Source organism: Rossellomorea sp. DUT-2 (assembly GCF_052665285.1).
Window position 1 is genome coordinate 402,258 of record NZ_JBQPEO010000004.1, and the last position, 20,386, is coordinate 422,643.

General features: G+C 41.5%; 24 protein-coding genes. 13 read left to right on the top strand and 11 right to left on the bottom strand.

Annotated features, from left to right (window positions below; all coding sequences use genetic code 11):
• Positions 1 to 60 precede the first annotated feature (60 nt).
• The 3 genes from ACOSV2_RS17245 to ACOSV2_RS17255 all read left to right on the top strand — a co-directional run bounded on the left by ACOSV2_RS17245 (position 61) and on the right by ACOSV2_RS17255 (position 3,583).
• On the top strand, positions 61 to 1,626 hold the full coding sequence (locus ACOSV2_RS17245) for a Na+/H+ antiporter NhaC family protein (protein ID WP_428976202.1): 1,566 nt from the start codon (positions 61 to 63) through the stop codon (positions 1,624 to 1,626).
• Between the two features lie 321 nt (positions 1,627 to 1,947).
• Positions 1,948 to 3,474, top strand: coding sequence for a sodium-dependent transporter (locus tag ACOSV2_RS17250; RefSeq protein ID WP_428976203.1), 1,527 nt, complete (start codon positions 1,948 to 1,950; stop codon positions 3,472 to 3,474).
• Position 3,475: 1 nt separating this feature from the next.
• The gene (locus tag ACOSV2_RS17255; RefSeq protein ID WP_113969000.1) at positions 3,476 to 3,583 is read left to right on the top strand and encodes a methionine/alanine import family NSS transporter small subunit; all 108 of its coding nucleotides are present in this window, start codon (positions 3,476 to 3,478) and stop codon (positions 3,581 to 3,583) included.
• 47 nt (positions 3,584 to 3,630) lie between these two features.
• Here the strand turns inward: ACOSV2_RS17255 and ACOSV2_RS17260 are convergent, their stop codons facing one another.
• Positions 3,631 to 4,590 carry a M23 family metallopeptidase gene (locus tag ACOSV2_RS17260; RefSeq protein ID WP_428976299.1) on the bottom strand — a complete coding sequence of 320 codons (960 nt, stop codon included), beginning with the start codon at positions 4,588 to 4,590 and terminating at the stop codon, positions 3,631 to 3,633.
• Positions 4,591 to 4,858: 268 nt separating this feature from the next.
• On the opposite strand from ACOSV2_RS17260, the gene lipA reads away from it, so the two are divergent.
• Positions 4,859 to 5,776, top strand: coding sequence for a lipoyl synthase (lipA, locus tag ACOSV2_RS17265; protein ID WP_428976204.1), 918 nt, complete (start codon positions 4,859 to 4,861; stop codon positions 5,774 to 5,776).
• A gap of 84 nt (positions 5,777 to 5,860) precedes the next feature.
• On the opposite strand, the gene ACOSV2_RS17270 is transcribed toward lipA, so the two are convergent.
• The gene (locus tag ACOSV2_RS17270; RefSeq protein ID WP_428976205.1) at positions 5,861 to 6,580 is read right to left on the bottom strand and encodes a YhcN/YlaJ family sporulation lipoprotein; all 720 of its coding nucleotides are present in this window, start codon (positions 6,578 to 6,580) and stop codon (positions 5,861 to 5,863) included.
• A 111-nt stretch (positions 6,581 to 6,691) separates the two neighbouring features.
• On the opposite strand from ACOSV2_RS17270, the gene ACOSV2_RS17275 reads away from it, so the two are divergent.
• Positions 6,692 to 6,967 carry a YutD family protein gene (locus ACOSV2_RS17275; protein WP_113968994.1) on the top strand — a complete coding sequence of 92 codons (276 nt, stop codon included), beginning with the start codon at positions 6,692 to 6,694 and terminating at the stop codon, positions 6,965 to 6,967.
• Positions 6,968 to 7,011: 44 nt separating this feature from the next.
• On the opposite strand, the gene ACOSV2_RS17280 is transcribed toward ACOSV2_RS17275, so the two are convergent.
• Both ACOSV2_RS17280 and ACOSV2_RS17285 read right to left on the bottom strand, forming a co-directional pair.
• Positions 7,012 to 7,314, bottom strand: a complete 303-nt coding sequence (locus tag ACOSV2_RS17280) for a cytosolic protein (RefSeq protein WP_113968993.1) — start codon at positions 7,312 to 7,314, stop codon at positions 7,012 to 7,014.
• 76 nt (positions 7,315 to 7,390) lie between these two features.
• Positions 7,391 to 7,660 carry a DUF3055 domain-containing protein gene (locus ACOSV2_RS17285; protein ID WP_324745235.1) on the bottom strand — a complete coding sequence of 90 codons (270 nt, stop codon included), beginning with the start codon at positions 7,658 to 7,660 and terminating at the stop codon, positions 7,391 to 7,393.
• A 134-nt stretch (positions 7,661 to 7,794) separates the two neighbouring features.
• On the opposite strand from ACOSV2_RS17285, the gene ACOSV2_RS17290 reads away from it, so the two are divergent.
• From ACOSV2_RS17290 to ACOSV2_RS17300, 3 genes are all read left to right on the top strand, one after another.
• Complete coding sequence (locus ACOSV2_RS17290; protein ID WP_428976206.1) at positions 7,795 to 8,232, top strand: DUF86 domain-containing protein; 438 nt, start codon at positions 7,795 to 7,797, stop codon at positions 8,230 to 8,232.
• A 125-nt stretch (positions 8,233 to 8,357) separates the two neighbouring features.
• Complete coding sequence (locus tag ACOSV2_RS17295) at positions 8,358 to 9,122, top strand: TIGR01457 family HAD-type hydrolase (RefSeq protein WP_428976207.1); 765 nt, start codon at positions 8,358 to 8,360, stop codon at positions 9,120 to 9,122.
• Positions 9,123 to 9,704: 582 nt separating this feature from the next.
• Entirely contained in the window at positions 9,705 to 9,956 is a 252-nt protein-coding gene (locus ACOSV2_RS17300) for a helix-turn-helix domain-containing protein (RefSeq protein ID WP_261749762.1), read from the top strand.
• Here ACOSV2_RS17300 and sda read toward each other — a convergent pair.
• Both sda and ACOSV2_RS17310 read right to left on the bottom strand, forming a co-directional pair.
• The gene (gene sda, locus ACOSV2_RS17305; protein WP_113969158.1) at positions 9,953 to 10,075 is read right to left on the bottom strand and encodes a sporulation histidine kinase inhibitor Sda; all 123 of its coding nucleotides are present in this window, start codon (positions 10,073 to 10,075) and stop codon (positions 9,953 to 9,955) included. The two genes, ACOSV2_RS17300 and sda, sit on opposite strands and share 4 nt — an antisense overlap.
• Positions 10,076 to 10,393: 318 nt before the next feature.
• The gene (locus ACOSV2_RS17310) at positions 10,394 to 10,894 is read right to left on the bottom strand and encodes a phosphatidylglycerophosphatase A family protein (protein WP_113968983.1); all 501 of its coding nucleotides are present in this window, start codon (positions 10,892 to 10,894) and stop codon (positions 10,394 to 10,396) included.
• A 284-nt stretch (positions 10,895 to 11,178) separates the two neighbouring features.
• Between ACOSV2_RS17310 and yutH the strand changes: the two genes are divergently transcribed.
• Together yutH and ACOSV2_RS17320 are read left to right on the top strand one after the other, a co-directional pair.
• A complete protein-coding gene (gene yutH / locus ACOSV2_RS17315; RefSeq protein WP_428976208.1) occupies positions 11,179 to 12,180 on the top strand; it encodes a spore coat putative kinase YutH in 1,002 nt (333 codons plus the stop codon).
• A 90-nt stretch (positions 12,181 to 12,270) separates the two neighbouring features.
• Entirely contained in the window at positions 12,271 to 13,245 is a 975-nt protein-coding gene (locus ACOSV2_RS17320; protein WP_428976209.1) for a 2-hydroxyacid dehydrogenase, read from the top strand.
• 36 nt (positions 13,246 to 13,281) lie between these two features.
• Here the strand turns inward: ACOSV2_RS17320 and ACOSV2_RS17325 are convergent, their stop codons facing one another.
• The gene (locus ACOSV2_RS17325; RefSeq protein ID WP_034763763.1) at positions 13,282 to 13,518 is read right to left on the bottom strand and encodes a NifU family protein; all 237 of its coding nucleotides are present in this window, start codon (positions 13,516 to 13,518) and stop codon (positions 13,282 to 13,284) included.
• Positions 13,519 to 14,365: 847 nt separating this feature from the next.
• Here ACOSV2_RS17325 and ACOSV2_RS17330 point away from each other — a divergent pair.
• A complete protein-coding gene (locus ACOSV2_RS17330; RefSeq protein ID WP_428976210.1) occupies positions 14,366 to 14,692 on the top strand; it encodes a YuzD family protein in 327 nt (108 codons plus the stop codon).
• Between the two features lie 82 nt (positions 14,693 to 14,774).
• Here the strand turns inward: ACOSV2_RS17330 and ACOSV2_RS17335 are convergent, their stop codons facing one another.
• Complete coding sequence (locus tag ACOSV2_RS17335) at positions 14,775 to 15,842, bottom strand: NAD(P)/FAD-dependent oxidoreductase (RefSeq protein ID WP_428976211.1); 1,068 nt, start codon at positions 15,840 to 15,842, stop codon at positions 14,775 to 14,777.
• A 309-nt stretch (positions 15,843 to 16,151) separates the two neighbouring features.
• On the opposite strand from ACOSV2_RS17335, the gene ACOSV2_RS17340 reads away from it, so the two are divergent.
• Positions 16,152 to 16,409, top strand: coding sequence for a YuzB family protein (locus tag ACOSV2_RS17340; RefSeq protein ID WP_428976212.1), 258 nt, complete (start codon positions 16,152 to 16,154; stop codon positions 16,407 to 16,409).
• An 88-nt stretch (positions 16,410 to 16,497) separates the two neighbouring features.
• Here the strand turns inward: ACOSV2_RS17340 and ACOSV2_RS17345 are convergent, their stop codons facing one another.
• Positions 16,498 to 17,196 (bottom strand): DUF2225 domain-containing protein, encoded by a 699-nt coding sequence (locus ACOSV2_RS17345; RefSeq protein WP_428976213.1) that lies wholly within the window; start codon positions 17,194 to 17,196, stop codon positions 16,498 to 16,500.
• A gap of 218 nt (positions 17,197 to 17,414) precedes the next feature.
• On the opposite strand from ACOSV2_RS17345, the gene ACOSV2_RS17350 reads away from it, so the two are divergent.
• A complete protein-coding gene (locus ACOSV2_RS17350) occupies positions 17,415 to 17,777 on the top strand; it encodes a HesB/IscA family protein (RefSeq protein ID WP_113968972.1) in 363 nt (120 codons plus the stop codon).
• Between the two features lie 47 nt (positions 17,778 to 17,824).
• Here the strand turns inward: ACOSV2_RS17350 and ACOSV2_RS17355 are convergent, their stop codons facing one another.
• The gene (locus ACOSV2_RS17355) at positions 17,825 to 18,469 is read right to left on the bottom strand and encodes an SDR family oxidoreductase (RefSeq protein ID WP_428976214.1); all 645 of its coding nucleotides are present in this window, start codon (positions 18,467 to 18,469) and stop codon (positions 17,825 to 17,827) included.
• 147 nt (positions 18,470 to 18,616) lie between these two features.
• Complete coding sequence (locus tag ACOSV2_RS17360; protein ID WP_397552898.1) at positions 18,617 to 19,615, bottom strand: NAD(P)/FAD-dependent oxidoreductase; 999 nt, start codon at positions 19,613 to 19,615, stop codon at positions 18,617 to 18,619.
• Between the last annotated feature and the right edge of the window lie 771 nt (positions 19,616 to 20,386).

The window sequence follows — 20,386 nt, forward strand, 5'->3', positions numbered from 1 at the left end:
TTTTTATTATCCTCTATCATGCTACGATGGTTCCCCCCTATCAAATAGGAGGAGGACATTATGGAAAACACGATTTACTCACTATTACCACCCCTTTTAGCCATTCTTATGGTTATACTTACGAGACGGGTTCTACTTTCACTGGGAGTAGGAATCGTTGCGTCTGCCTTTCTGTTAGCAGATTTCTCAATTACGAAAACATTAAGCTTTATGTGGGACGCCTTTAAAGGCATCTTTGTCGCAGATGGAGCACTCAACACCTGGAATGTCTATATTATTTTCTTCTTACTCATTCTTGGTGTCATCACAGCATTTGTGAATATTTCCGGCGGTAGCCGCGCATTCGGTGAATGGGCGATGAAACGTGTGAAAACGAGAAAAGGGGCGCAGCTTCTTGCAGCCGTTTTAGGTATCATAATTTTTATTGATGACTATTTTAACGCCCTTGCCGTTGGACAGGTTTCGAGACCCATTACGGATCGTCACAAAATTTCACGTGCGAAACTGGCCTATATCATCGACTCGACATCGGCACCCATTTGTGTCGTTTCTCCAATCTCAAGTTGGGGAGCGTACATCATCGGTATTATCGGTTCGATTCTGGCTACACACAGTATCACAGAGTACACAGCATTTTCGGCCTTCGTTCAAATGATTCCGATGAACCTTTATGTCTGGGCAGCTGTCCTGCTTGTCATCATGGTTGCTGCTAAAGGCCTGGACTTTGGAAAGATGAAAGAGCATGAAGTCAGAGCCCTTGAAACGGGAGCCCTTTATGATCCTGAAAAAGAGATTCCAGGCGAATTGAAGAATGATCTGCCTGTCAGCTCGAAAGGATCAGTAGGTGATCTTGTCTGGCCAATTGTAGCTCTTGTTATCGGTACGATTGGAATGATGCTCTGGACAGGATATCAAGCAGTAGGATCGTTTGACATCCTGCCGATTTTTGAAAATACAGATGTAACGAAATCATTATTATATGGTGGGTTATTCGGTCTCCTTGTTGCACTGATTTTCTTCCTTCGTCAAGTCAGCTTGAAAGGAATCGAAGGGAAAGCCGTTGGAACAGCAGTAGTGGAAGGGATCAAATCCATGCTGCCAGCCGTTTACATCCTTATCTTCGCCTGGACGATCGTCACATTGATCGATCAATTGCAAACGGGTACGTACCTTGCGGGTCTGGTTGAACAATCAAGCTTACCGATGCAGGCACTTCCTGTCATCTTGTTCTTAGTTGCCGGAATCATGGCATTCTCGACGGGAACCTCATGGGGGTCTTTCGGAATCTTACTTCCGATCGCCGGTGAAATTGCTGCAGCGACAGATGTAAGCATCTTACTTCCTGCGATGGCAGCTGTTTTAGCTGGATCCGTATTGGGAGATCACTGTTCTCCAATTTCGGATACAACCATCCTTTCCTCTACAGGAGCAGGAAGCAACCATATCGATCACGTTCTTACACAGCTTCCATATGCATTAATCGGAGCGGTTGCTGCATCGATTGGATACCTTGTATTAGGATTCACTGGAAGTACGCTGTTCGGTCTCGGTGTTGTGATCATATTAATCGTCGCATTCGCTTTTCTGTTTGGTGAAAAAGCAAAACCCGCTGTTTCAGAACAATAATTAAATGAAAAACCAGGAGCTTATCGGCTTCTGGTTTTTTAGTATGTATTCGTATTGATGTCAGGGTATCTACTAAAACACGTGGTGGTATCCCAAAACCCAACTCAACCTTTCCGATCATCAATTCTTCATGGTTCGACAAAATTCTTATAGTGAAATAGTACCTGTCCCGATTAGAAAAAATCTCTCTATATGCTTCAAAATAGCTTTGACAATTGCCTTGGAACTAGCTATACTGACTGTAGATTATAAATAATCTGAAAATATAAAAATTTCGAATACCTTAATATGGTAGTTGAAAAGAACTAGGGGGGAACCAACATGGAGAAACGTGCCCAGTTTGGAACACGAGCAGGATTTATTCTAGCTGCTGTTGGATCAGCAATCGGTTTGGGAAACATTTGGCGTTTTCCAGCAGTAGCGTATGAAAATGGTGGAGGAGCATTCTTTATTCCGTATTTATTCGCTCTTCTTACAGCAGGTATTCCATTATTAGTGCTTGAATTTACGTTAGGTCATAAGTACCGTGGGTCGGCACCACTATCTTATTTCCGTCTGAATAGGAAATCAGAGTGGCTTGGCTGGTGGCAAGTATTAATCGCATTTGTCATTTCTACCTATTATGCCGTCATTATCGCATGGGCGATGTCGTACAGTGTGTTTTCTTTCAATTTAGGTTGGGGGAAGGATACAGAGTCATTCTTATTCAATGACTATTTGAAGCTGACGGTTGATCCCGGTCAGACAGGCAGTATCGTTCCTGGAGTATTCATTCCGCTTGTATTGGTATGGGTGATTACATTAGGGATTCTTTTCAAAGGTGTAAAGAAGGGAATCGAAGTAGCGAATAAGATCTTTATTCCGGCACTAGTTATTTTATTCTTAATAATTGTTGTTCGCGCTTTAACATTACCTGGAGCATTGGATGGTTTAGATGCTTTCTTCAAACCGGATTTCAGCAAAATAGCTGACCCTGGTGTTTGGGTAGCGGCTTACGGACAAATTTTCTTCAGCTTATCCATCGCATTCGCGATTATGATTACGTATTCCAGTTACCTTCCTAAGAAATCGGATATTACAAATAACGCATTCATCACGGGTTTCAGTAACTCAGGGTTCGAATTGCTGGCAGGTATTGGAGTATTTGCTGCTTTAGGCTTCATGGCTCAATCTCAAGGTGTAGGGGTTCAGGAAGTAGTAAGCGGGGGAGTTGGATTGGCGTTTGTGGTATTCCCGCAAATCATTAACGAATTCCCGGCTCTTAACGGTTTATTCGGGTTCTTGTTCTTTGCTTCCCTAGTGTTAGCGGGGCTGTCCTCACTTATCTCGATTACAGAGACTTATGTAGCAGGGGTTTCTGAAAAGTTCGGAATTTCCCGTACCAAAGCTGTTCTATTCGGTGGAGGTCTTTCTGCGATCATCTCGATCTTATTTGCCACTCAGGGCGGATTACTCTTCCTGGATGCAGCAGATTACTTTATCAACCAGTTTGGCGTAGCATTCGCCGGATTAGTTGAAGTGGTGGTGATTGCCTGGTTCCTGCGCAAGTTAGGTGCTTTCCAATCTCACGCTAATGGAATTTCCGATATTCAGCTTGGTGCCTGGTGGAAAATATGCTTAGGCGTCATCACACCAATCGTTCTTGGATGGATGATGTTCGGATTATTCAAAATGAATTTATTAAGAGAATTTGAAACTGAAACTGGAAACTATGGAGGTTACTCAGATGCCTTCATCCTTTACAGCGGATGGTTTGTTGCAGGATTCGCAATTCTTGCAGGTGTTGCCTTCTCATTCAAACGCTGGCATGCGAAAACAGAAGCTGAAAGCTATAAGGAGGTTGGCTAACATGACTGGTAGTGCAATTGCAATGATGATTGTAGGAATGGTCATCATCTGGGGTGGATTAGCAGCTAGTATCATTAACGCTGTTTCCAAATCCAAAAAACAGGTGTAAAGAGAAAAAAGATAAAGCAGACGATGGGTTAACCATTGTCTGCTTTTTTAACGTTTTTTGCTTTTGATTCTCTCCTGACGTTCCCACATGCGTAAGTGAGGGTAAGGATCAAATGACCATTCCGTCAAACCATTATCCTTGTACATTCCGTAGTGCAGATGAGGAGGGAATTTCCCTGATGTCCCAGGGGGGCCGTATCCGGAGCTCCCAACACCGCCAATAACCATTCCCGGTTCCACCACTTGACCTATATGAAGATCTTTAGAGAAACCACTAAGGTGGGCAAAATAATGATACGTATTATTAATGTCACGTATGCCGATACGCCAGCCTCCATATCGGTTCCATCCTTTCATCTCAATGATTCCATACGATGTCGCTCTTACAGGTACACCATAATCAGCAAAGAGGTCCGTCCCTTCGTGAATGCGTCTTCCTCCCCAACCACGGGCATCACCCCAGGTGTTTCGGTAACTGTAGTTGAATCTGAGGGGAAGAGGGAAGGCTTTCTGGTTTAAATGGATGGTATCGTATTGTTTATAGATTTTTGCATTTCCCATGATGATACTGACCGTTTTATCACGTTTGTAATAGTCCCACAGAGCAAGCTTGAAATTATCCCGGTCAATTCCGTATCGTAATATAAAATCTGTCAAAGCAGCCAGTATATCTTCATCACTCTTCAGGCTCGCTTTTCCATCGAAGTCTCCATCCCGGCCTATCCCGTTGAAGAGGGCGATCGTTTCTGGATTGTCATCTTCCCGGTTGGGATTCAGAGGGCCGACCCATTTTTCCGGCTCCATATAGATCGATATAAGTGAAGTGGGCTTTTCCCTATCTTTGCGGGCAAACCGCAGACTGCGTTCGTACTGATCAATAGCAGCAAGATAATACCAGGGAATACGAGTCAGAGCCGCGCTTTTCTGAAATAACTCCATCCTTTTCGTGTGAATCTGTTCGTCTGTCAGCTTTTCTGCAGCAAAGGTTTGACAAGGACCTATCAACATGCAGATAGCGACAAAGGCTAAGAACAATCGTTTGTACAAAATAATCCCTCCATTTTTAGGGGCCTACTTCTAGTTTGTATCGTTCATCGGGATTCATAATCATCAATAAATGGTAATAGGGTATCACATGCTTGTTTTCACTTTTTTAGTATGATAAAGTGACAAAAGAAGTATATTGATGATGGCTTTTTTTACATAAGATGAACGATTGAGAAAGCGTTTCACTCTTTGCCTAAGTCAGAATTATTTAGGATTGGAGATGAGGGGTATGAGTAAGAAAGATGAACACATTCGTAAACCGGATTGGCTGAAAATTAAGCTGAATACGAATGATAACTATATGGGCTTGAAGAAAATGATGCGTGAGAACAACCTTCATACGGTATGTGAAGAGGCTCGTTGTCCTAATATTCATGAATGTTGGGGAACTAGAAGAACAGCTACCTTCATGATTCTTGGAGATATTTGTACACGGGCATGCCGTTTCTGCGCAGTGAAAACAGGCCTGCCAACTGAATTAGATCTGAAAGAACCAGAACGCGTTGCTGATTCAGTTCAATTAATGAACCTGAAGCATGTAGTCATTACAGCGGTTGCACGTGATGACCTGAAAGATGGTGGATCGCAAGTATTTGCTGAAACGGTTCGTGCCATTCGCCGTAAGAGCCCGTTCACTTCCATAGAAGTATTACCTTCCGATATGGGTGGTGTTTTCGATAATATCAAGACATTGATGGATGCAAAGCCAGACATCATGAACTACAATGTCGAAACCGTTCGTCGCTTGACTCCAAGAGTTCGTGCCCGCGCTACTTACGATCGTACATTGGAATTCCTGCGTCGTGCAAAAGAATTAAATCCGGAAATTCCAACAAAATCAAGTATCATGGTTGGTCTTGGGGAAACGAAGGAAGAAATTCTTGAAACAATGGATGATCTGCGTGCAAGTCATGTGGATATTGTGACATTAGGTCAATACCTGCAACCATCTAAGAAACACCTGAAAGTACAGAAATATTATCACCCGGATGAGTTTGCTGAACTGCGTGAAGCAGCGATGGAAAAAGGCTTCAGTCACTGTGAAGCAGGACCCCTCGTTCGTTCTTCCTACCATGCAGATGAGCAAGTTAATGCAGCTGCCAAAGCAAGACAAGCAGCCGGTGAGCAAGAAGTTCAAAAGGCATAACTTTTCATATAAAAAAGGACTGACTTGAAGGAGAAGATCTCTAACAGTCAGTCCTTTTTGTAGCAAAGAGCTTCTGTTCTCTAATTAATCGACCATGTTATCTGTGTTATCTTTTCGCTTTTGGCGGTCTTTGTTGATTTTGTGGACATCATCGTCTTGCATTTCGTATTTCTCGGATGTCATTTCACCATTTGGATTTTCACCTGCGTCTACATTTCTTCCCTGAGGAGAATCCTGAAGCATAAGGTTGATGGTATCATCAATGGCTGTGTTGGCGTTACGGCTGTCGCTATCCATTTTAGCCAGGTTTTCAACATTGCGCATCAGGCTCTTGTCATCGGTCACATAGACATGGTACCAACGGGGAATAACCGACATGGCTGTTTTCTTTACTTGGTCGGCTACTTCAAAGCGGCCGTCTTTATCCTTTTTGTCAGTCACGTATGAAATCAGCACTTCTTCGTCAGTGACAAGAGTGGAACAATCCTTGACGTCTGGAAGAGAGACACTCATTTTGCTGATGGTGTCGGCTACTTGTTCCCGATCGATGCTGTACATATCCTTTGTGGAAATGGTTTGTCCACCTGTGGGACTTTTCTGTTGCCGAACATAGCCGAAGTCCTCACCGCGGTGAGCTCCTTTTTTCGTCCAGCTATTTTCGTTGTACAGGTCTTCCCGGTCATTCACGTTAATGGTATTTCCATTGTTGTGAAACATTTCTTCATTGGCCGTGTCAATTCCATCACAAGCAGTTCCGATTAGCGCAATACTTAGTACAGTTGTACCCAGAATGAATTTATTCAAGTTAAACACCCCCTATTTGATAGGGTGACCATCTCTTATGACAATTTTTCATAGTAATTAATGGACAATCCGTTATAATTTAAGATAAGGAAATGAAAGTGGGTGGACAAGATGATTTGTGTGCAGAATACATGCTACGAAATCGTTGAAGAATTTAGAGACGGATTCAACGAAGAAGCATTTAAGGAAAGATATAGCGACATCTTAAGTAAATACGACTTTATCCTTGGGGATTGGGGATATGGCCAGCTCCGCTTAAAAGGATTCTTTGATGATCATAATCAAAAAGCCTCTTTTGACACAAAGGTGAGTACACATAAGGATTATTTGTATGAATACTGTAATTTTGGCTGCGCTTATTTTCTTGTGAAAAAAGTTAATAAATAATGGTGAAAAAGGAACAAACCGTCCAGTTTGTTCCTTTTGTTATTTTACTTATTTTCAGTATATGGAGGTTCTTCATTCACATCGGGATCTGCATGAACAGGGTGTGATCCAGGCTCCTGACGTGGGATATCCTGATGAAGTGATTTATTTTCATAGTTGAAAGCACTGTAGTATCGCTGTCCTTCTTTCCAAGGAGTGCTTTTGTTCTCAACGGGAGTATGCTTTCCTCGGGGAGAGCCGTATGGCCCTTCTGGCAGTGTTTCCGGCACGATAAAATTGCGGTATGTTTCAACATTGGAAAAGTCACTATATACTTCTTCTTCTTTGTCTCTTGGTTCTTTACTCATATATCTCCCACCTTTCATACTTGTAGTATGTGAGAGTGGAGTGGACTTCATTCTTAATAGTGCCCTGTTAGAACGACTACATAATGATTTCTCCTAAGAAGTCCCTCAATTCATCGGCTTCTTCCTCCGTCAGCTTGAATACACTTTCTACATATCCGGGTTCATCAAGGTCATCCCTGCCAACGATCGCAAATCGACTGCCTTGAAGGTCTAATACTAAAGATTTGCCGTAATAGCGATCGGTTTGGGTAATCGCTAAGTCGTACCGCTGATTTTCCCCCATAAAACTCACAAAACGTGTTTTTGTATTTTCTGTATCATCGTATAAATAAAATCGTTCACTCATGATGATGTCCTCCTCTTTTTTTGCTTATCTCATCATAACAAACTGAGCTGAGAAATGCAGGATGTACCTGTATGACAGTGAGGGAAATATGTTAAAATAAAGGGGAGGATATCGTTCATAGAGAGGGGTGCACCATGTATTTCGTAGACAGAGAAAAGATAGAGGAAATATTATTGTATATGTATGAGCAGTTAAAGACTGTTAGAGCACTTGATCAATGGAACGGGACATTAGAAAAATTAGCTTTGGAGCGAATGGCTCATACGATTATTGAATCTATACTCGATGTAGGAAACAGTATGATCGACGGTTTCATTATGAGAGATCCAGGAAGCTATGAGGATATCATTGATATTCTTCTGGATGAAAAGGTCATTGGAGACAAGATGAGTGAGGATCTTAAAAGACTTGTTGCAGAGCGTAAGGTTCTTGTTCAAGAGTATACAGCCATCGACCATGAGCAATTACATACGATTTTAAACGAGGTATTCCACTCATTAGAGAAGTTTCCCCAACAGGTTCAGAGCTACCTTGAAAATGAATTGGGACCTGTGTCTGCCTTTAAAAATTAATCAGTATTTGACAGCGCTTTCTAAACAGGGGGCGTTTTGTTTTATTTATGGAATACATTTACCGAAAATGGCACCGGCTCTCCGGTGATTGGGACATACTATACACAAGCATATGGAGGTACACAATGAAAGAATATAAAGGTTACTTAATTGATTTAGATGGCACAATGTATAGAGGAAAAGAGAAAATTGAAGAAGCGGGAGATTTTGTTAAACGATTACAAGAAAAGGGATTACCTTATCTGTTTGTCACCAATAATTCTTCAAGAAGACCGGAACAGGTTGCGGAGAAATTGCAGTCATTCGATATCCCTGCCGCGAAGGAACAGGTATTTACTACTTCCATGGCGACAGCTCAGTATATGGCGAAGAAAAAGCCGAATGGGACGGCTTATGTGATCGGTGAAGAAGGAATCCGTTCAGCATTGGAAGAGAACGGCATCACCCTTCAAGATGAGAAACCTGATTTCGTGGTAGTGGGAATTGATCGTGATATTAATTATGAGAAGTTATCCCTCGCTTGTTTAGGTGTGAGGAATGGAGCTACCTTTATTTCAACCAATGGTGATATCGCAATTCCGACTGAAAGAGGGTTGCTTCCAGGGAACGGTTCCCTTACGTCAGTTGTCACAGTTTCCACACAAACCGAACCGGTCTTTATCGGGAAGCCTGAATCGATCATTATGGAGCAGGCGCTAACTGTATTAGGTGTGCCCAAGGAAGATACGTTAATGGTTGGGGATAATTATGATACAGATATTTTGGCCGGGATAAACGCCGGACTTGATACACTGCTTGTTCATACAGGAGTAACAACCAAAGAAGCTTTGAGTTCGAAGTCTATTCAGCCAACCTATACAATTGAAACGTTAGATGAATGGCATCTATAACAATAAAAAAGTGGGGGCTGTATTTACAGCCTCCACTTCCTCTAAACCCTTCTGAGTACTCAAAAGAAAAAATTTTTAAATTAGTAACATATTCATAATAGACAACCCTCGTTCGTATAAGTAAAATAGAACTAGTGTTAAAAGAAGTAATCAAAATACTATTTATACTCGTGGGACCTATGTAAGGGTCTTTTTTATGACTGTCTATGCCTCTATAGATAGTGGGTGAGTATAGATAATAGCAGGAACGAAAATTATACTCCTAAAGTATTATGTGGTTTTTCCTCTAACTAATTTTTCCATTACACATATTTGAGTACTCATAAGGACCAGGAAGACAGGATTTGAAAAAACAATAAGAATATAAAGATTTTTCTTGAAAAATATTACGAAAAGAAGTGTAAAGGTATGCAACTAGGGTAAACAACTAAGGTAGTAGGGACTATTAGCATTGATACCTTTTCAATTTCTAACTATTCTTTACGAATGCAAACAACTTTAAGAATGAAAGTCACTGTTTCTTATTGATTTTCGAAACATTCCACGTCATTTCTAAAGAATTTTTAAAAGGGTAGTGAGGTAATGAGTATTACAGTTACAGGACTTGTCGGAAAGAAAATAAGGCACCATAGAAGAGCAAAAGAAATCACCATACAAGAATTAAGTCGCAAATGTGGATTGACAGTTAATTACATTTCGTTGATTGAAAAGGGAGAGGCGAACCCGTCCCTGAATAAGTTGAATGCCATCGTATGTGCTCTGGACGTACAGTGGGAAGATATTATGCCGACTTGCGAGGAACACGAAGACATCTACAATCAAACGATTCTTTAATGAACTAATTTTCTCTTTTTAATTTCTTGTTCGATCAGAATGATAAATTCATTACTGAGTTTTAACTGTTTTGCTTTCTTATAAGCATCAATAAGGGCTTGGTCACTTAGGAGCCGGATAGGATTTCACCTCAATTATTCTTCGTATGTAGCATGTGAAATTCTCTGGAATCTCATTAAAGTGATAGCCTTTATTTGGTGTTTATTCATACAGAAGCCTTGTTATAGCTATGTTGACGTAATTACAACTATAGTTGTAATTATATAAAACAATTCATCGTTGTGCAATAATAAAGTTGGTTAAAAGGATCTATTTATATGAAGTATATAATCATTTAGGGAATATAGTATGATTATTTTGTTAGCGTATTTATCCACTTCTTCTATCACTAAAAAATCAGACGACCCCTGTCGTCTGATTTGGATAATTATTCAACCTCATTCTGCACATTTCGCCCTGTGTGCCAAACGACTGGAAGCAGCCGCTGCAATAGCTCCGACGATATCATCCAAAAAGGTATGACACATACCGGATGACTTATCATTGAGCCTCTCCAGAATTCCGGGTTTTTGCTTGTCGATATATCCGTAGTTCGTAAATCCGATCGAACCATATACATTCACAATTGAAAAGGCCAGGATTTCATCCACACCATATAGTCCTTCATCTACTTCAATAATCGCTTGAAGCGGTTCTTCAAGCATTTTTTTCTCAGCCAATATATCAAGTTGAATACCTGTCAGTATTGCATTCTGTACTTCCCGCTTCGTTAACACACGTTCAACATTATAGACACATTCCTTTAGTTCAAGATCAGGATGATATTTTTGTTGAAGGTACATGACCAATTGAGCGATATCTTCAATCTCCACTCCTCTTTCATGCAGCCATTTACGTGCCGTTTTCTCTAATAAATCCATTGATTCTTTATCCTTCATCCTATTCACCTTTTCTTTGAAAGATTATAAAACCCCTATTTCGATTAGACGAAGCCTTGTTTTACACATATGATTCCTATTTAAAAAATAGACATAATAATAGCTTCTACTCTCATTCTTGCCCATCTCCAGTTTCAGATATTCATAAATGTCCTTAAAGGTTATATTCATATAATGTGTGTCCTTCAAAATGAAGGGAAATGACAATATGAAAAAGAACTTCTTTGCCACAGATCACCCTGCGAAAAAGAAAAAGACGGTCACTTTAGATAGGAGAGATCAACATGTCTCAAGAAATATTAATCAATCATTTTGGATTGCATCCAGAGCGGGCATTCTTTGATGGAATGATGAATCGATATATGGTTGGGGGGTTAGTATATAGTATTGTCGGCGTAACGAATATGGAACAAGAAACCTTGGTGGAACTCTACAAATTGGCAGAGCACCTAAAAAGTCAGGGGGATCGGCATGTTTCAACCTTCGTCCCTAACAACGAAGGAAGATTTCTAGTTGTCGAAAAAGATAAAGACTTTGTGGTACTGCGAAATGAAAGCATCCAATCCCCCTCTGATAATAGGCTGGGAAGAAAGTTAAGCAAATTCCATTTCAGGGGACGGACATTTGAAGAAAAAGTGGAGAAAATAAATCGTATGGGACAGTGGAAGAGTCTGTGGGAAAAGCGGCTTGCCCAGTTAGAGAAAGCGTACTATCAGGTTATCCAGGATCAGCCTGCTGATGAGTTTGAGCGTCGTTTTGTTGAGAGCTATCCTTATTACAGTGCTTTGTCAGAGAACGCCATTCAATACTTGGTGGATACGGAGCTTGATGAGGACCCGAAGCAAGAGGATGCAGGCACGATTTGCCATGAACGTTTTCTTCAATCCACATGGGGGACTGAGGTATGCATTCATTTTCCTTTTCAGTGGGTGTTCGATCACTGCAGCCGGGACATTGCGGAGTGGGTGAGGGAAAGATATTTCATGAGAAGCCAAACGTTTCATCCTGAGCTTCAGGAATTTATGAGAGAGTATGAATCCATCACCCCACTTTCGCCATTCTCATGGAGACTGCTGTATTCACGGCTTCTGTTTCCCCTTCATTATTTCGAATGCATCGAGGAATATTATATTTCGGAATCTGAGCAGAAGAAGAAGATAGTGGAAGAGAAGCTGGAGAATTATCTGAAAAATTCTCATCAATATGAGGCCTTTCTGTCTGACTTTTATCATATGTCCGAAGTTCCGGTGGAAAAATGGGGAATTCCCCTTGTTGCATGGCTGTAAATGATCAATGTCTTCACAGACTTTAACCCCCTGCATCCCTTTACTTTTATGCTAAACTGAAGGAAAGTGAAGGGAAGGTAGGGGAGACATATGAAGCCATCCATATACATTACGAGAAAATTGCCTGAATCAGTGATTGCACCATTGCAAAGCGAATTTGAAGTCGATATGTGGGAACATGGGGATGTCCCGGTGCCAAGGGATATTCTTCTCCGTAAAGCAGAGAGATCCACTGCTTTACTTACGATGCTGTCGGACCGGATAGACAAACAGCTATTACAGAACGCTCCTTCTTTGAGGGTAGTGGCCAATCTTGCGGTGGGCTATGACAATATAGATGTTGAAGCCTCTAAAGAATTAGGCATAATCATTTGCAACACGCCGGATGTCCTAACGGAAACTACGGCTGACTTAACCTTTGCTCTGTTAATGGCGACAGCAAGACGAATCGTTGAAGCGGATCGTTATATTAAAGAAGGAAAGTGGAAAAGCTGGTCACCCCTTCTCCTTTCCGGCATGGATATTCATCACAAAACCATTGGCATCGTCGGGATGGGAAGTATTGGCGAAGCGGTAGCCAGAAGAGCCAAGGGGTTCAATATGAATGTTCTTTATCATAATCGTTCCAGGAAGCATGAAGCGGAAAGAGCCCTTGGTGTTCAATATGTAACCTTTGAAGACCTCCTAATACAGTCTGATTTCGTTGTTGTGCTGGCTCCACTTAACGCGGGAACGAAAGGCATGTTCCAGGAAGAACAATTCACCATGATGAAAAAAACAGGGATTTTCATCAATGCAGCCCGTGGAGCAATTGTAAATGAAGAGGCATTAGAAAAAGCATTAAAGAGGGGTGACATTGCAGGTGCTGGATTGGATGTATTCGAAGCAGAGCCGATTGATACCGATCATCCACTTCTTGCCTTTGATCAAGTTGTCGCCATCCCCCATATCGGCAGTTCCTCGAAAGAAACGCGTTATGAAATGATGGCCTTATGCGTGGAGAACATTCAGGCAGTATTAAAAGGAGATCAACCGAAGACGGAAGTACAATGGAAAAAAGCCTAAATCCGATTAAGGATTTAGGCTTTAACGTGAATGGAATTAGAATACTTGCTCTACTTCAACGATGCCTGGAACTTCTTCCACTAAAGCGCGTTCGATTCCTGCTTTTAGCGTGATCGTTGAACTTGGGCAGCTTCCACAAGCACCTAGAAGGCGTAATTTAACGATTCCGTCTTCAACGTCCACTAGTTCACAGTCTCCACCATCGCGAAGTAGGAACGGACGTAATTTATCTAATACTTCCTGAACTGGTGCAATCATTTCGTTTTCAGCCATAATTATCTACTCCTTTCCTTACTCTCTATTATAATGACATATTCACAAAAAATCTATCAACCTGCAAACTATTGGGAATTTCTTTTTTGGAAATGGATTATTACGGAAATCCCACTCACTTTGAGTAACTCCAAGAAAAGTGAATTTACCATGAGTTTAGTGTAATAACATGGACCGTTCCTTTCCGCTCCAGGCACAAGATTCCCCGGGGAGGAAGAAAGCCTCCTCGGGCTTTGCCCTGCGGGGTCTCCACTTTTCCTCTACATCCCGCAGGAGTCAAGTGCCTTCCGCTCCAATCCACTCTGTGCTTCTATTTTTCAGACAATTTCAATCTTGGGAAACTTCACATCAAGTTTCTGCTTGTGTTATCCCAATAGACCTATGTCATTCAATTCCCTTCAGTGAGAATCAATTTTTAAAAACTGAAATACATTTCGCAGTGTTGGATTTCCCCTTTTGTTCTAGAGAGTTGTAAAAATCACTTGGAGAGAGTATTAATTAGACTGTTTTCTCTCTTATAAGCTCTGTTACGAAATCTTCAATGGATGGTGAGGGGAACTGCGGAGACTCCTGCGTAAGTACGGGCGTGCCGAGACCCCGTTCGGCTAAGCTGAGGAGGATCGGCCGAACGCTAGCTGCAAGCGGAGCGGTTCCCCTCACCATCCTGCACAACTGGATGACAGAGCACATAGCAGTTCTCATGTAATAAAAAGAAAAGATTTGCGAACAGCTCATAAGAAATTATTAAAAAGCAATTTCCAGTAGAGAAATTCATACATTATCGTTCCAACCCGGCTGCTTTTTTTGTAAAATAAACAAGAGAGGGAAACAAAGGGGAGAGAGTGATATGGTGAGAAAACCTGTTGAGCTTTACGTATATGGGGCAGAAATACTTTGTCCAAGCTGCGTGAACTTACCGTCAGCGAAAGAAACGTACGAATGGCTTGAGGCTGCTGTCAGTCGGAAGTACCCAAACCAGCCCTTCGTGATTAAATATGTAGATATTCACAATCCTCCTGAAGATGAAGTCGTAAAGCAGTTTGCTTCAAGAGTGATCGAAGAAGATATGTTCTATCCCATTGTCCTGTTAGAAGGAAATATTGTCGGCGAAGGGAATCCCCGTTTAAAAACGATTTACTCTGAGCTTGAAAAGTATGGGTATAAAGCGGTTTAGTTCTTAGGGATGGTTAGCCTTATGAATGGATCATTAGAGCTGCATTAAAAAAAGAACCGCGCGCATCGCGGTTCTTTTTTCATCATCCATTATGATACTTATACATCCACAACACACCGGATTTCAACAATCGAGCGACACGACCTGTGATGGAGCGCTCGTTCACCAGGCCGAAACCATGTTTTTTTCCTAGTGAACCGAGAATTCCTTTAAGTTTGATCTTAGGTAATTCTGCAGGGAGTTCCTCGTTTTTCCAACGCTTAAGTAAAACGGTCACGATTTGTTCTGCTTGTCCCTCAGCAAGCTGGGCACTTGGAGCTTGAGGAAGGCTTGCGCAGTCACCGACCACGTACACATTCTCATCTTGAGGCAGGTTATGATACTTTGTCAGAATGACGCGACCGCTTGCATCTTTTTCAACATCCATATCACGGACGACCTTGCTTGGCTGTATACCCGCCGTCCAAACGATGGCATCGCAGAAAATCTGTTCTTCATGGTTATGAAGGGTGTTTGGCTCCACTTTTGTAATATTCGAGCCATTGACGATGTCTACGTCATTCTCGTCGAACCACCCGTGAACATAAGAACTTAGACGCTCAGGGAAGGCGTTGAGAATACGGGGACCGCGATCGAATAATTTAATTTTCAGATCAGAACGGCTTTCACGAAGCTCACTCGCAAGCTCAATCCCGCTTAAACCAGCTCCAACGATTCCAACGATCGAACCAGCTGGAAGATTACATAAGGTTTGGTATGTCTTACGGGATCTTTCTATTGTTTGAATGGAGTAAGTATGTTCGTCAGCACCAGGAACATTATGATATTTATCCTCACAACCGAGTCCAATCACAAGGTCGTCATAAGGAACTGGATCTTGATCTTTCATCTTTACGAGTTTGTTTTCCATGTCCACTCCGGAGATATCTCCGTACACATAGGATAAACGGGCATGTTCCGGGAATGATACGCGTACATGTTGATCTGAAATCGTACCAGCGGCTAAAGCATAGTATTCCGTCTTAAGACAGTGGTAAGGATTTCGATCAATCAGGGTAATCGATACATCTTCAGGTAATTGGTTGGGTAATAAGCGAAGAAGGACGCGCATATTCCCATATCCTCCGCCAAGCAGCACTAATTGTTTCATGAAAAATTTCCCCTTTTTTGCACTCTACATTATGAATGAAATAGTGTGTTTGAATATGATTTATATCCCATAAATTATATGGGACAGGATTGAAAGGACATTCACGCCGAAACGGGTCCTGAAAAAGTAAGCATTTTCAATATGAAGCATAATTCGGGCATTTATCATATTAATAAACCTATTAACATTAAAAGTATATCGAAATAGTGGCGTTTTCACAACAGAAATAAGCGAAAATGTTCACAATCTGTTATACCATTACATGGAATCAAATGATTGACGATAATGATAAAAAAAGATAGCATAACAATGAGTAGTGAGGTGATAGAATTGAAACCAATAATAGAATTTTGTATAAGCAATCTTGCTAGTGGTGCGCAAAAAGCGCTTGAGATATTAGAGAGAGACCCAAACCTTGATGTCATTAAGTATGGATGCCTGGGTTACTGCGGGAAATGCGCCCAATCCTTTTATGCTCTCGTCAATGGTGAAGTCGTAACAGGGGATACACCTGAAGAGCTGGTGGATCATATCTATCAATTTCTTGAAGACAATCCGATGTTCTAAAGAAAAGCTGGTCTTGTGACTGGCTTATTTTTTGTTTGTAAACTGAGTTAAAATAAAAAACTAGTGGACACTCTCCACTAGTTTTCTTTTAAATGGACTTAGTTTCTTTATAGAGCTCACGAATTTCGTACCAGCTCTCTCTGGCCATTTCAACGATTTTCGGTTCGGTGGAGAGATGCTGATTACTGATCACTTTAGATAAATAAACCACCGATTCCTCGATTTTATCCTGTCTTCTCAATAATTCCGCGATGATATACAATAGCTTAGTTTCGGACATCAAAGAACCTGATACACCATCTGTCAAATAGGCATCAATGTATTCATGAGTAGCAAGGTTGATGAATCGTCTTTCCTGTTCTTTTTCTTGGGTCTTTCGATAAAGCCAGGCTGTCCGAAGGTATAATCCTGCTATGGTCACCTTTTTTTCCTTTTTAATAAGGGCACAGTAGGCGGCCAATTTATATGTATTGATCCCATCTTCGTATGACCTCTGTTTTCCATAATCCTGTGTCTGCCAGTGCAGGCTGATTTTCTTTTCCAGCTCAGCTTTGAGAACAGGAGGTATGTATGTTGTGAAATCATCTGTATATGAAAATCCACACTTTGGGCATACAGAAACATTATAAAGTAAAGGATTTACATCCATTAACTCATAAAGGGGACAAAAGTCACTGTCATAACCTGCTACCTTCACAAAGCGAGATCTGATCCTTGTTGTACTGTACGAGTGTTTACACGAAAGACACTGTGTTTTTTTATCATAAAAGGGCGTCACTACCGTCATGAATACCACCTCGTAATCGGGACTATTTTCCTTATTATACCTTGATGGAAGGGTAAAGGACCAGTGTTTTTTTAAAGAATGATAAGCAAAAAGTCATGGTTGATGGATAATAATATAAAGTTTCCTTTCAATCATTCACCAAAGCCCCTTTGGTTGAGTAGTAAAATAGAAAGGAGTATACTAAGAAGTAAGAAATATAAAGGTTGGGGGTGTAATGAATGAGTGAAGTAGTCATTCTGACAGAAGCCGCGGCCCTTCAGATTAAAGAAATGATGAAGGAACATGACGAAACAGATGCCATGTTACGAGTAGCGGTAAAAGGGGGAGGCTGTAGCGGCCTTTCTTACGGTATGGGATTTGAACATGAGCTCCAGGATGGGGATACAACGCTGGAACAGCATGGAATCAAGCTTGTTGTAGCAAAAAATGATGCTGCCATTTTGAACGGTACCAAAATAGATTACAAGCAGTCCATGATGGGCGGCGGGTTCACCATCGATAATCCAAACGCCATCGCTTCATGCGGATGCGGATCATCGTTCGTGACGGCGACGAATAAGGGTACGCCGGAGAATTGTTGATAAATTAAAGGGACGGACCTCCATTTTGGAGGTCCGTCCCTTTTTGATTAATGGAGATTTTTTAGCGCTTCTTCAACAGGTGTGTCACCACTCAGGATTTCGAATACTTTATGGTTCGTTTCTTCGATGGTCAGGGAGTCGACGAGTACTTTCGCGACATCTTCACGTGATATGTCTCTGCTTTTGTCTTCAATGGAAGTAGAAGCCTCAATCTTTCCTTTCCCTTCATCCAATGAAAGGGAGCCAGGTCGGACAATTGTGTAATTCAGACCGCTTTCTTTCAAATAGGCATCCGCTGCTCCTTTCGCTTTCAAGTAAAACTGCAGGGCATCCGGGCCGCTTGACGGGTTATCTGCACCCATTGAGCTAAGCATCACAAAGCGCTCAATTCCCATCTTCTTCGCATAATCCACTGCTTTCTTTGCACCTTCCTGATCGATCGCAAGTGTCTTATCGTCTCCTGTTGAACCACCGCTGCCAGCAGCAAAGATAACGGCATTCACATTTTCGAGTGCGTAGGAGAAGTCCTTTTCGAGATCTGCGACAATCGGTCTCGCCCCTAGGTCTTCCATATCCTTGGCCTGTTCTGTCTTTCGAATCATAGCTCTCACGAAATGTTGACTGCTGTTTGAAAGTTCTTTCACTATGTGTCGGCCAGTATGACCGTTTGCTCCAATAACTAGTACATTCATGCATCCATCATCCTTTATCTAAGTTTTTTTATCTTATTATTGGTCTACCCATTAACTGTTAAAATAAACAATTTGATGGGTCGATGTGAAGAGAGCTAACTAAAAAGAGGGTCAGGAATAGTTATCCTGACCCTCTTATAATGATCTTTAGTCTGAAAACATGGATGTACTGTGCATTGGTTGGACTCTTGCTTTTGGATCCATATAAGCTTTGGCATTATTGACAGCTGTCGGTGCTTCGCCAAATCCACTGGCAATGAGTTTGACTTTCCCATCATAGGTACTGATATCACCTGCTGCATAAATGCCTGGAATATTCGTTTCCATTCTCGAGTTAACGACGATTGAATTCTTTTCGATTTCCAGTCCCCAATCCTTGATCGGACCAAGTGATGAAACAAAGCCAAAGTTCACGATCAGCTCATCCAGATCAATAATCTCCTTCTCGTCACCCTTTGTTTCTTCCAAAATCAGCTGATTGATTTTGTTCTCATCCACAACCAGCTCTGAAGGAACATAAGGTGTTTTCAGTTCTACGGTTGAGTTGTGCAAATTCTCCACACTATGTTCATGTGCTCTGAATTTATCTCTTCTGTGAACGAGGTAGACTTTTTCTGCAATCGGCTCAAGCATAAGGGCCCAGTCAACGGCAGAATCACCACCACCACAAATGACAACCTTCTTGCCTCTGAAGTGCTCCAGGTTATCAACAAAGTAATGAAGATTCTTACCTTCAAATTCAGATGCATGCTGGAGTTCCAGGCGTCGAGGCTGGAATGCACCGTTCCCTGCTGTGATGATGATTGTTCTGGAAAAATGAATTTCTTTATCGGTTGTGAGCTTAAACATGCCATCAGCTTGTTTTTCTACACCTTCCACGGCTTGCTCAAGACAAATCGTCGTCTCAAATTTAGCCATCTGCTCTTTTAAATTATTGACAAGATCCTGGGCTTTCACTTTAGGAAAACCGGCAACATCATATATGTATTTCTCAGGATATAGAGTGGCTAGCTGTCCCCCGAGTTGTGGTAAACTTTCAATGATCTTAACTGATGCTTTTCTCATGCCGCCATAGAACGCCGTAAACAATCCTGTAGGGCCGCCGCCTATGATTGTAATATCATACACTTTTTGATCTTCCTTCAACTAGATCCCTCCAACAATTAAGATGTATTACATTTTAATTTATTCTATCATAGAGCAATCGATTCTTCACAGTAATTGAAATTATAATTGGGAATAATCAGTCTTTTCGGGGAGACCCCTTACGACTTTTGAATGAGTGACTCTGACATGTTTTTCGATGTGTCCAGCTCCGGCAGGTTCACCTTATGCTTGTCGCCTCTGGGCAAAGCCCTTACGCTTTTCGGTGATGTCCAGCTCCAGGGCTTAGAGGCTCGAGGTCATAAGTCAAACCAGCCAAAAAGGCAAAAAAGCGCCTTTCCGGCAGGTTCGTCTTATGCTTGTCGCCTCTGGGCAAAGCCCTTCCGCTTTTCGAAGTGTCCAGCTCCGGCGGCTAGCCCCTCGAGGTCATAAGTCAAGCACACCAAAAAGGCAAAGAACGCCTTTCCGGTGCACTTGCCTTATGCTTGTCGGGCCTGAGCAAGCCGCCTCCGCTTTTCGGAATATTCTTAAGTTTTCAATTTCCTATATATATCTTGAAAATGGATGGTAAAAAGAATATTATGTAATGTAGGCATAATGTTAAGAATTTATGACAATTCTCGCATAAGTATGTAGTAGTTCGTGAAATACGTCACATACTTTCTTGTTTATCGTTTTTATTTATTTTTCATACAATACTTTCCTTTTAAATGAAGGAAAACTTCTCGTTTGATTTGTTTCAGTTTCTTTTCTATAGGGAAAAAGGTAATAGCATCAGATTGAACGGGATAAAAAAGCATGATGTGGAGGACT

Excerpts from the sequence above, each read along its gene's own strand:
- ACOSV2_RS17340 (WP_428976212.1), top strand. The coding sequence starts at position 16,152 with ATGAGTAGTGAGGTGATAGAATTGAAACCAATAATAGAATTTTGTATA.
- ACOSV2_RS17335 (WP_428976211.1), bottom strand. The coding sequence starts at position 15,842 with ATGAAACAATTAGTGCTGCTTGGCGGAGGATATGGGAATATGCGCGTC.
- ACOSV2_RS17290 (WP_428976206.1), top strand. The coding sequence starts at position 7,795 with ATGTATTTCGTAGACAGAGAAAAGATAGAGGAAATATTATTGTATATG.
- ACOSV2_RS17245 (WP_428976202.1), top strand. The coding sequence starts at position 61 with ATGGAAAACACGATTTACTCACTATTACCACCCCTTTTAGCCATTCTT.
- ACOSV2_RS17295 (WP_428976207.1), top strand. The coding sequence starts at position 8,358 with ATGAAAGAATATAAAGGTTACTTAATTGATTTAGATGGCACAATGTAT.
- ACOSV2_RS17355 (WP_428976214.1), bottom strand. The coding sequence starts at position 18,469 with ATGAATGTACTAGTTATTGGAGCAAACGGTCATACTGGCCGACACATA.
- ACOSV2_RS17255 (WP_113969000.1), top strand. The coding sequence starts at position 3,476 with ATGACTGGTAGTGCAATTGCAATGATGATTGTAGGAATGGTCATCATC.
- lipA (WP_428976204.1), top strand. The coding sequence starts at position 4,859 with ATGAGTAAGAAAGATGAACACATTCGTAAACCGGATTGGCTGAAAATT.
- ACOSV2_RS17260 (WP_428976299.1), bottom strand. The coding sequence starts at position 4,590 with ATGTTGATAGGTCCTTGTCAAACCTTTGCTGCAGAAAAGCTGACAGAC.
- ACOSV2_RS17275 (WP_113968994.1), top strand. The coding sequence starts at position 6,692 with ATGATTTGTGTGCAGAATACATGCTACGAAATCGTTGAAGAATTTAGA.
- ACOSV2_RS17350 (WP_113968972.1), top strand. The coding sequence starts at position 17,415 with ATGAGTGAAGTAGTCATTCTGACAGAAGCCGCGGCCCTTCAGATTAAA.
- ACOSV2_RS17330 (WP_428976210.1), top strand. The coding sequence starts at position 14,366 with ATGGTGAGAAAACCTGTTGAGCTTTACGTATATGGGGCAGAAATACTT.
- ACOSV2_RS17285 (WP_324745235.1), bottom strand. The coding sequence starts at position 7,660 with ATGAGTGAACGATTTTATTTATACGATGATACAGAAAATACAAAAACA.
- yutH (WP_428976208.1), top strand. The coding sequence starts at position 11,179 with ATGTCTCAAGAAATATTAATCAATCATTTTGGATTGCATCCAGAGCGG.
- ACOSV2_RS17280 (WP_113968993.1), bottom strand. The coding sequence starts at position 7,314 with ATGAGTAAAGAACCAAGAGACAAAGAAGAAGAAGTATATAGTGACTTT.
- ACOSV2_RS17345 (WP_428976213.1), bottom strand. The coding sequence starts at position 17,196 with ATGACGGTAGTGACGCCCTTTTATGATAAAAAAACACAGTGTCTTTCG.
- ACOSV2_RS17310 (WP_113968983.1), bottom strand. The coding sequence starts at position 10,894 with ATGAAGGATAAAGAATCAATGGATTTATTAGAGAAAACGGCACGTAAA.
- ACOSV2_RS17250 (WP_428976203.1), top strand. The coding sequence starts at position 1,948 with ATGGAGAAACGTGCCCAGTTTGGAACACGAGCAGGATTTATTCTAGCT.
- ACOSV2_RS17320 (WP_428976209.1), top strand. The coding sequence starts at position 12,271 with ATGAAGCCATCCATATACATTACGAGAAAATTGCCTGAATCAGTGATT.
- ACOSV2_RS17300 (WP_261749762.1), top strand. The coding sequence starts at position 9,705 with ATGAGTATTACAGTTACAGGACTTGTCGGAAAGAAAATAAGGCACCAT.
- ACOSV2_RS17325 (WP_034763763.1), bottom strand. The coding sequence starts at position 13,518 with ATGGCTGAAAACGAAATGATTGCACCAGTTCAGGAAGTATTAGATAAA.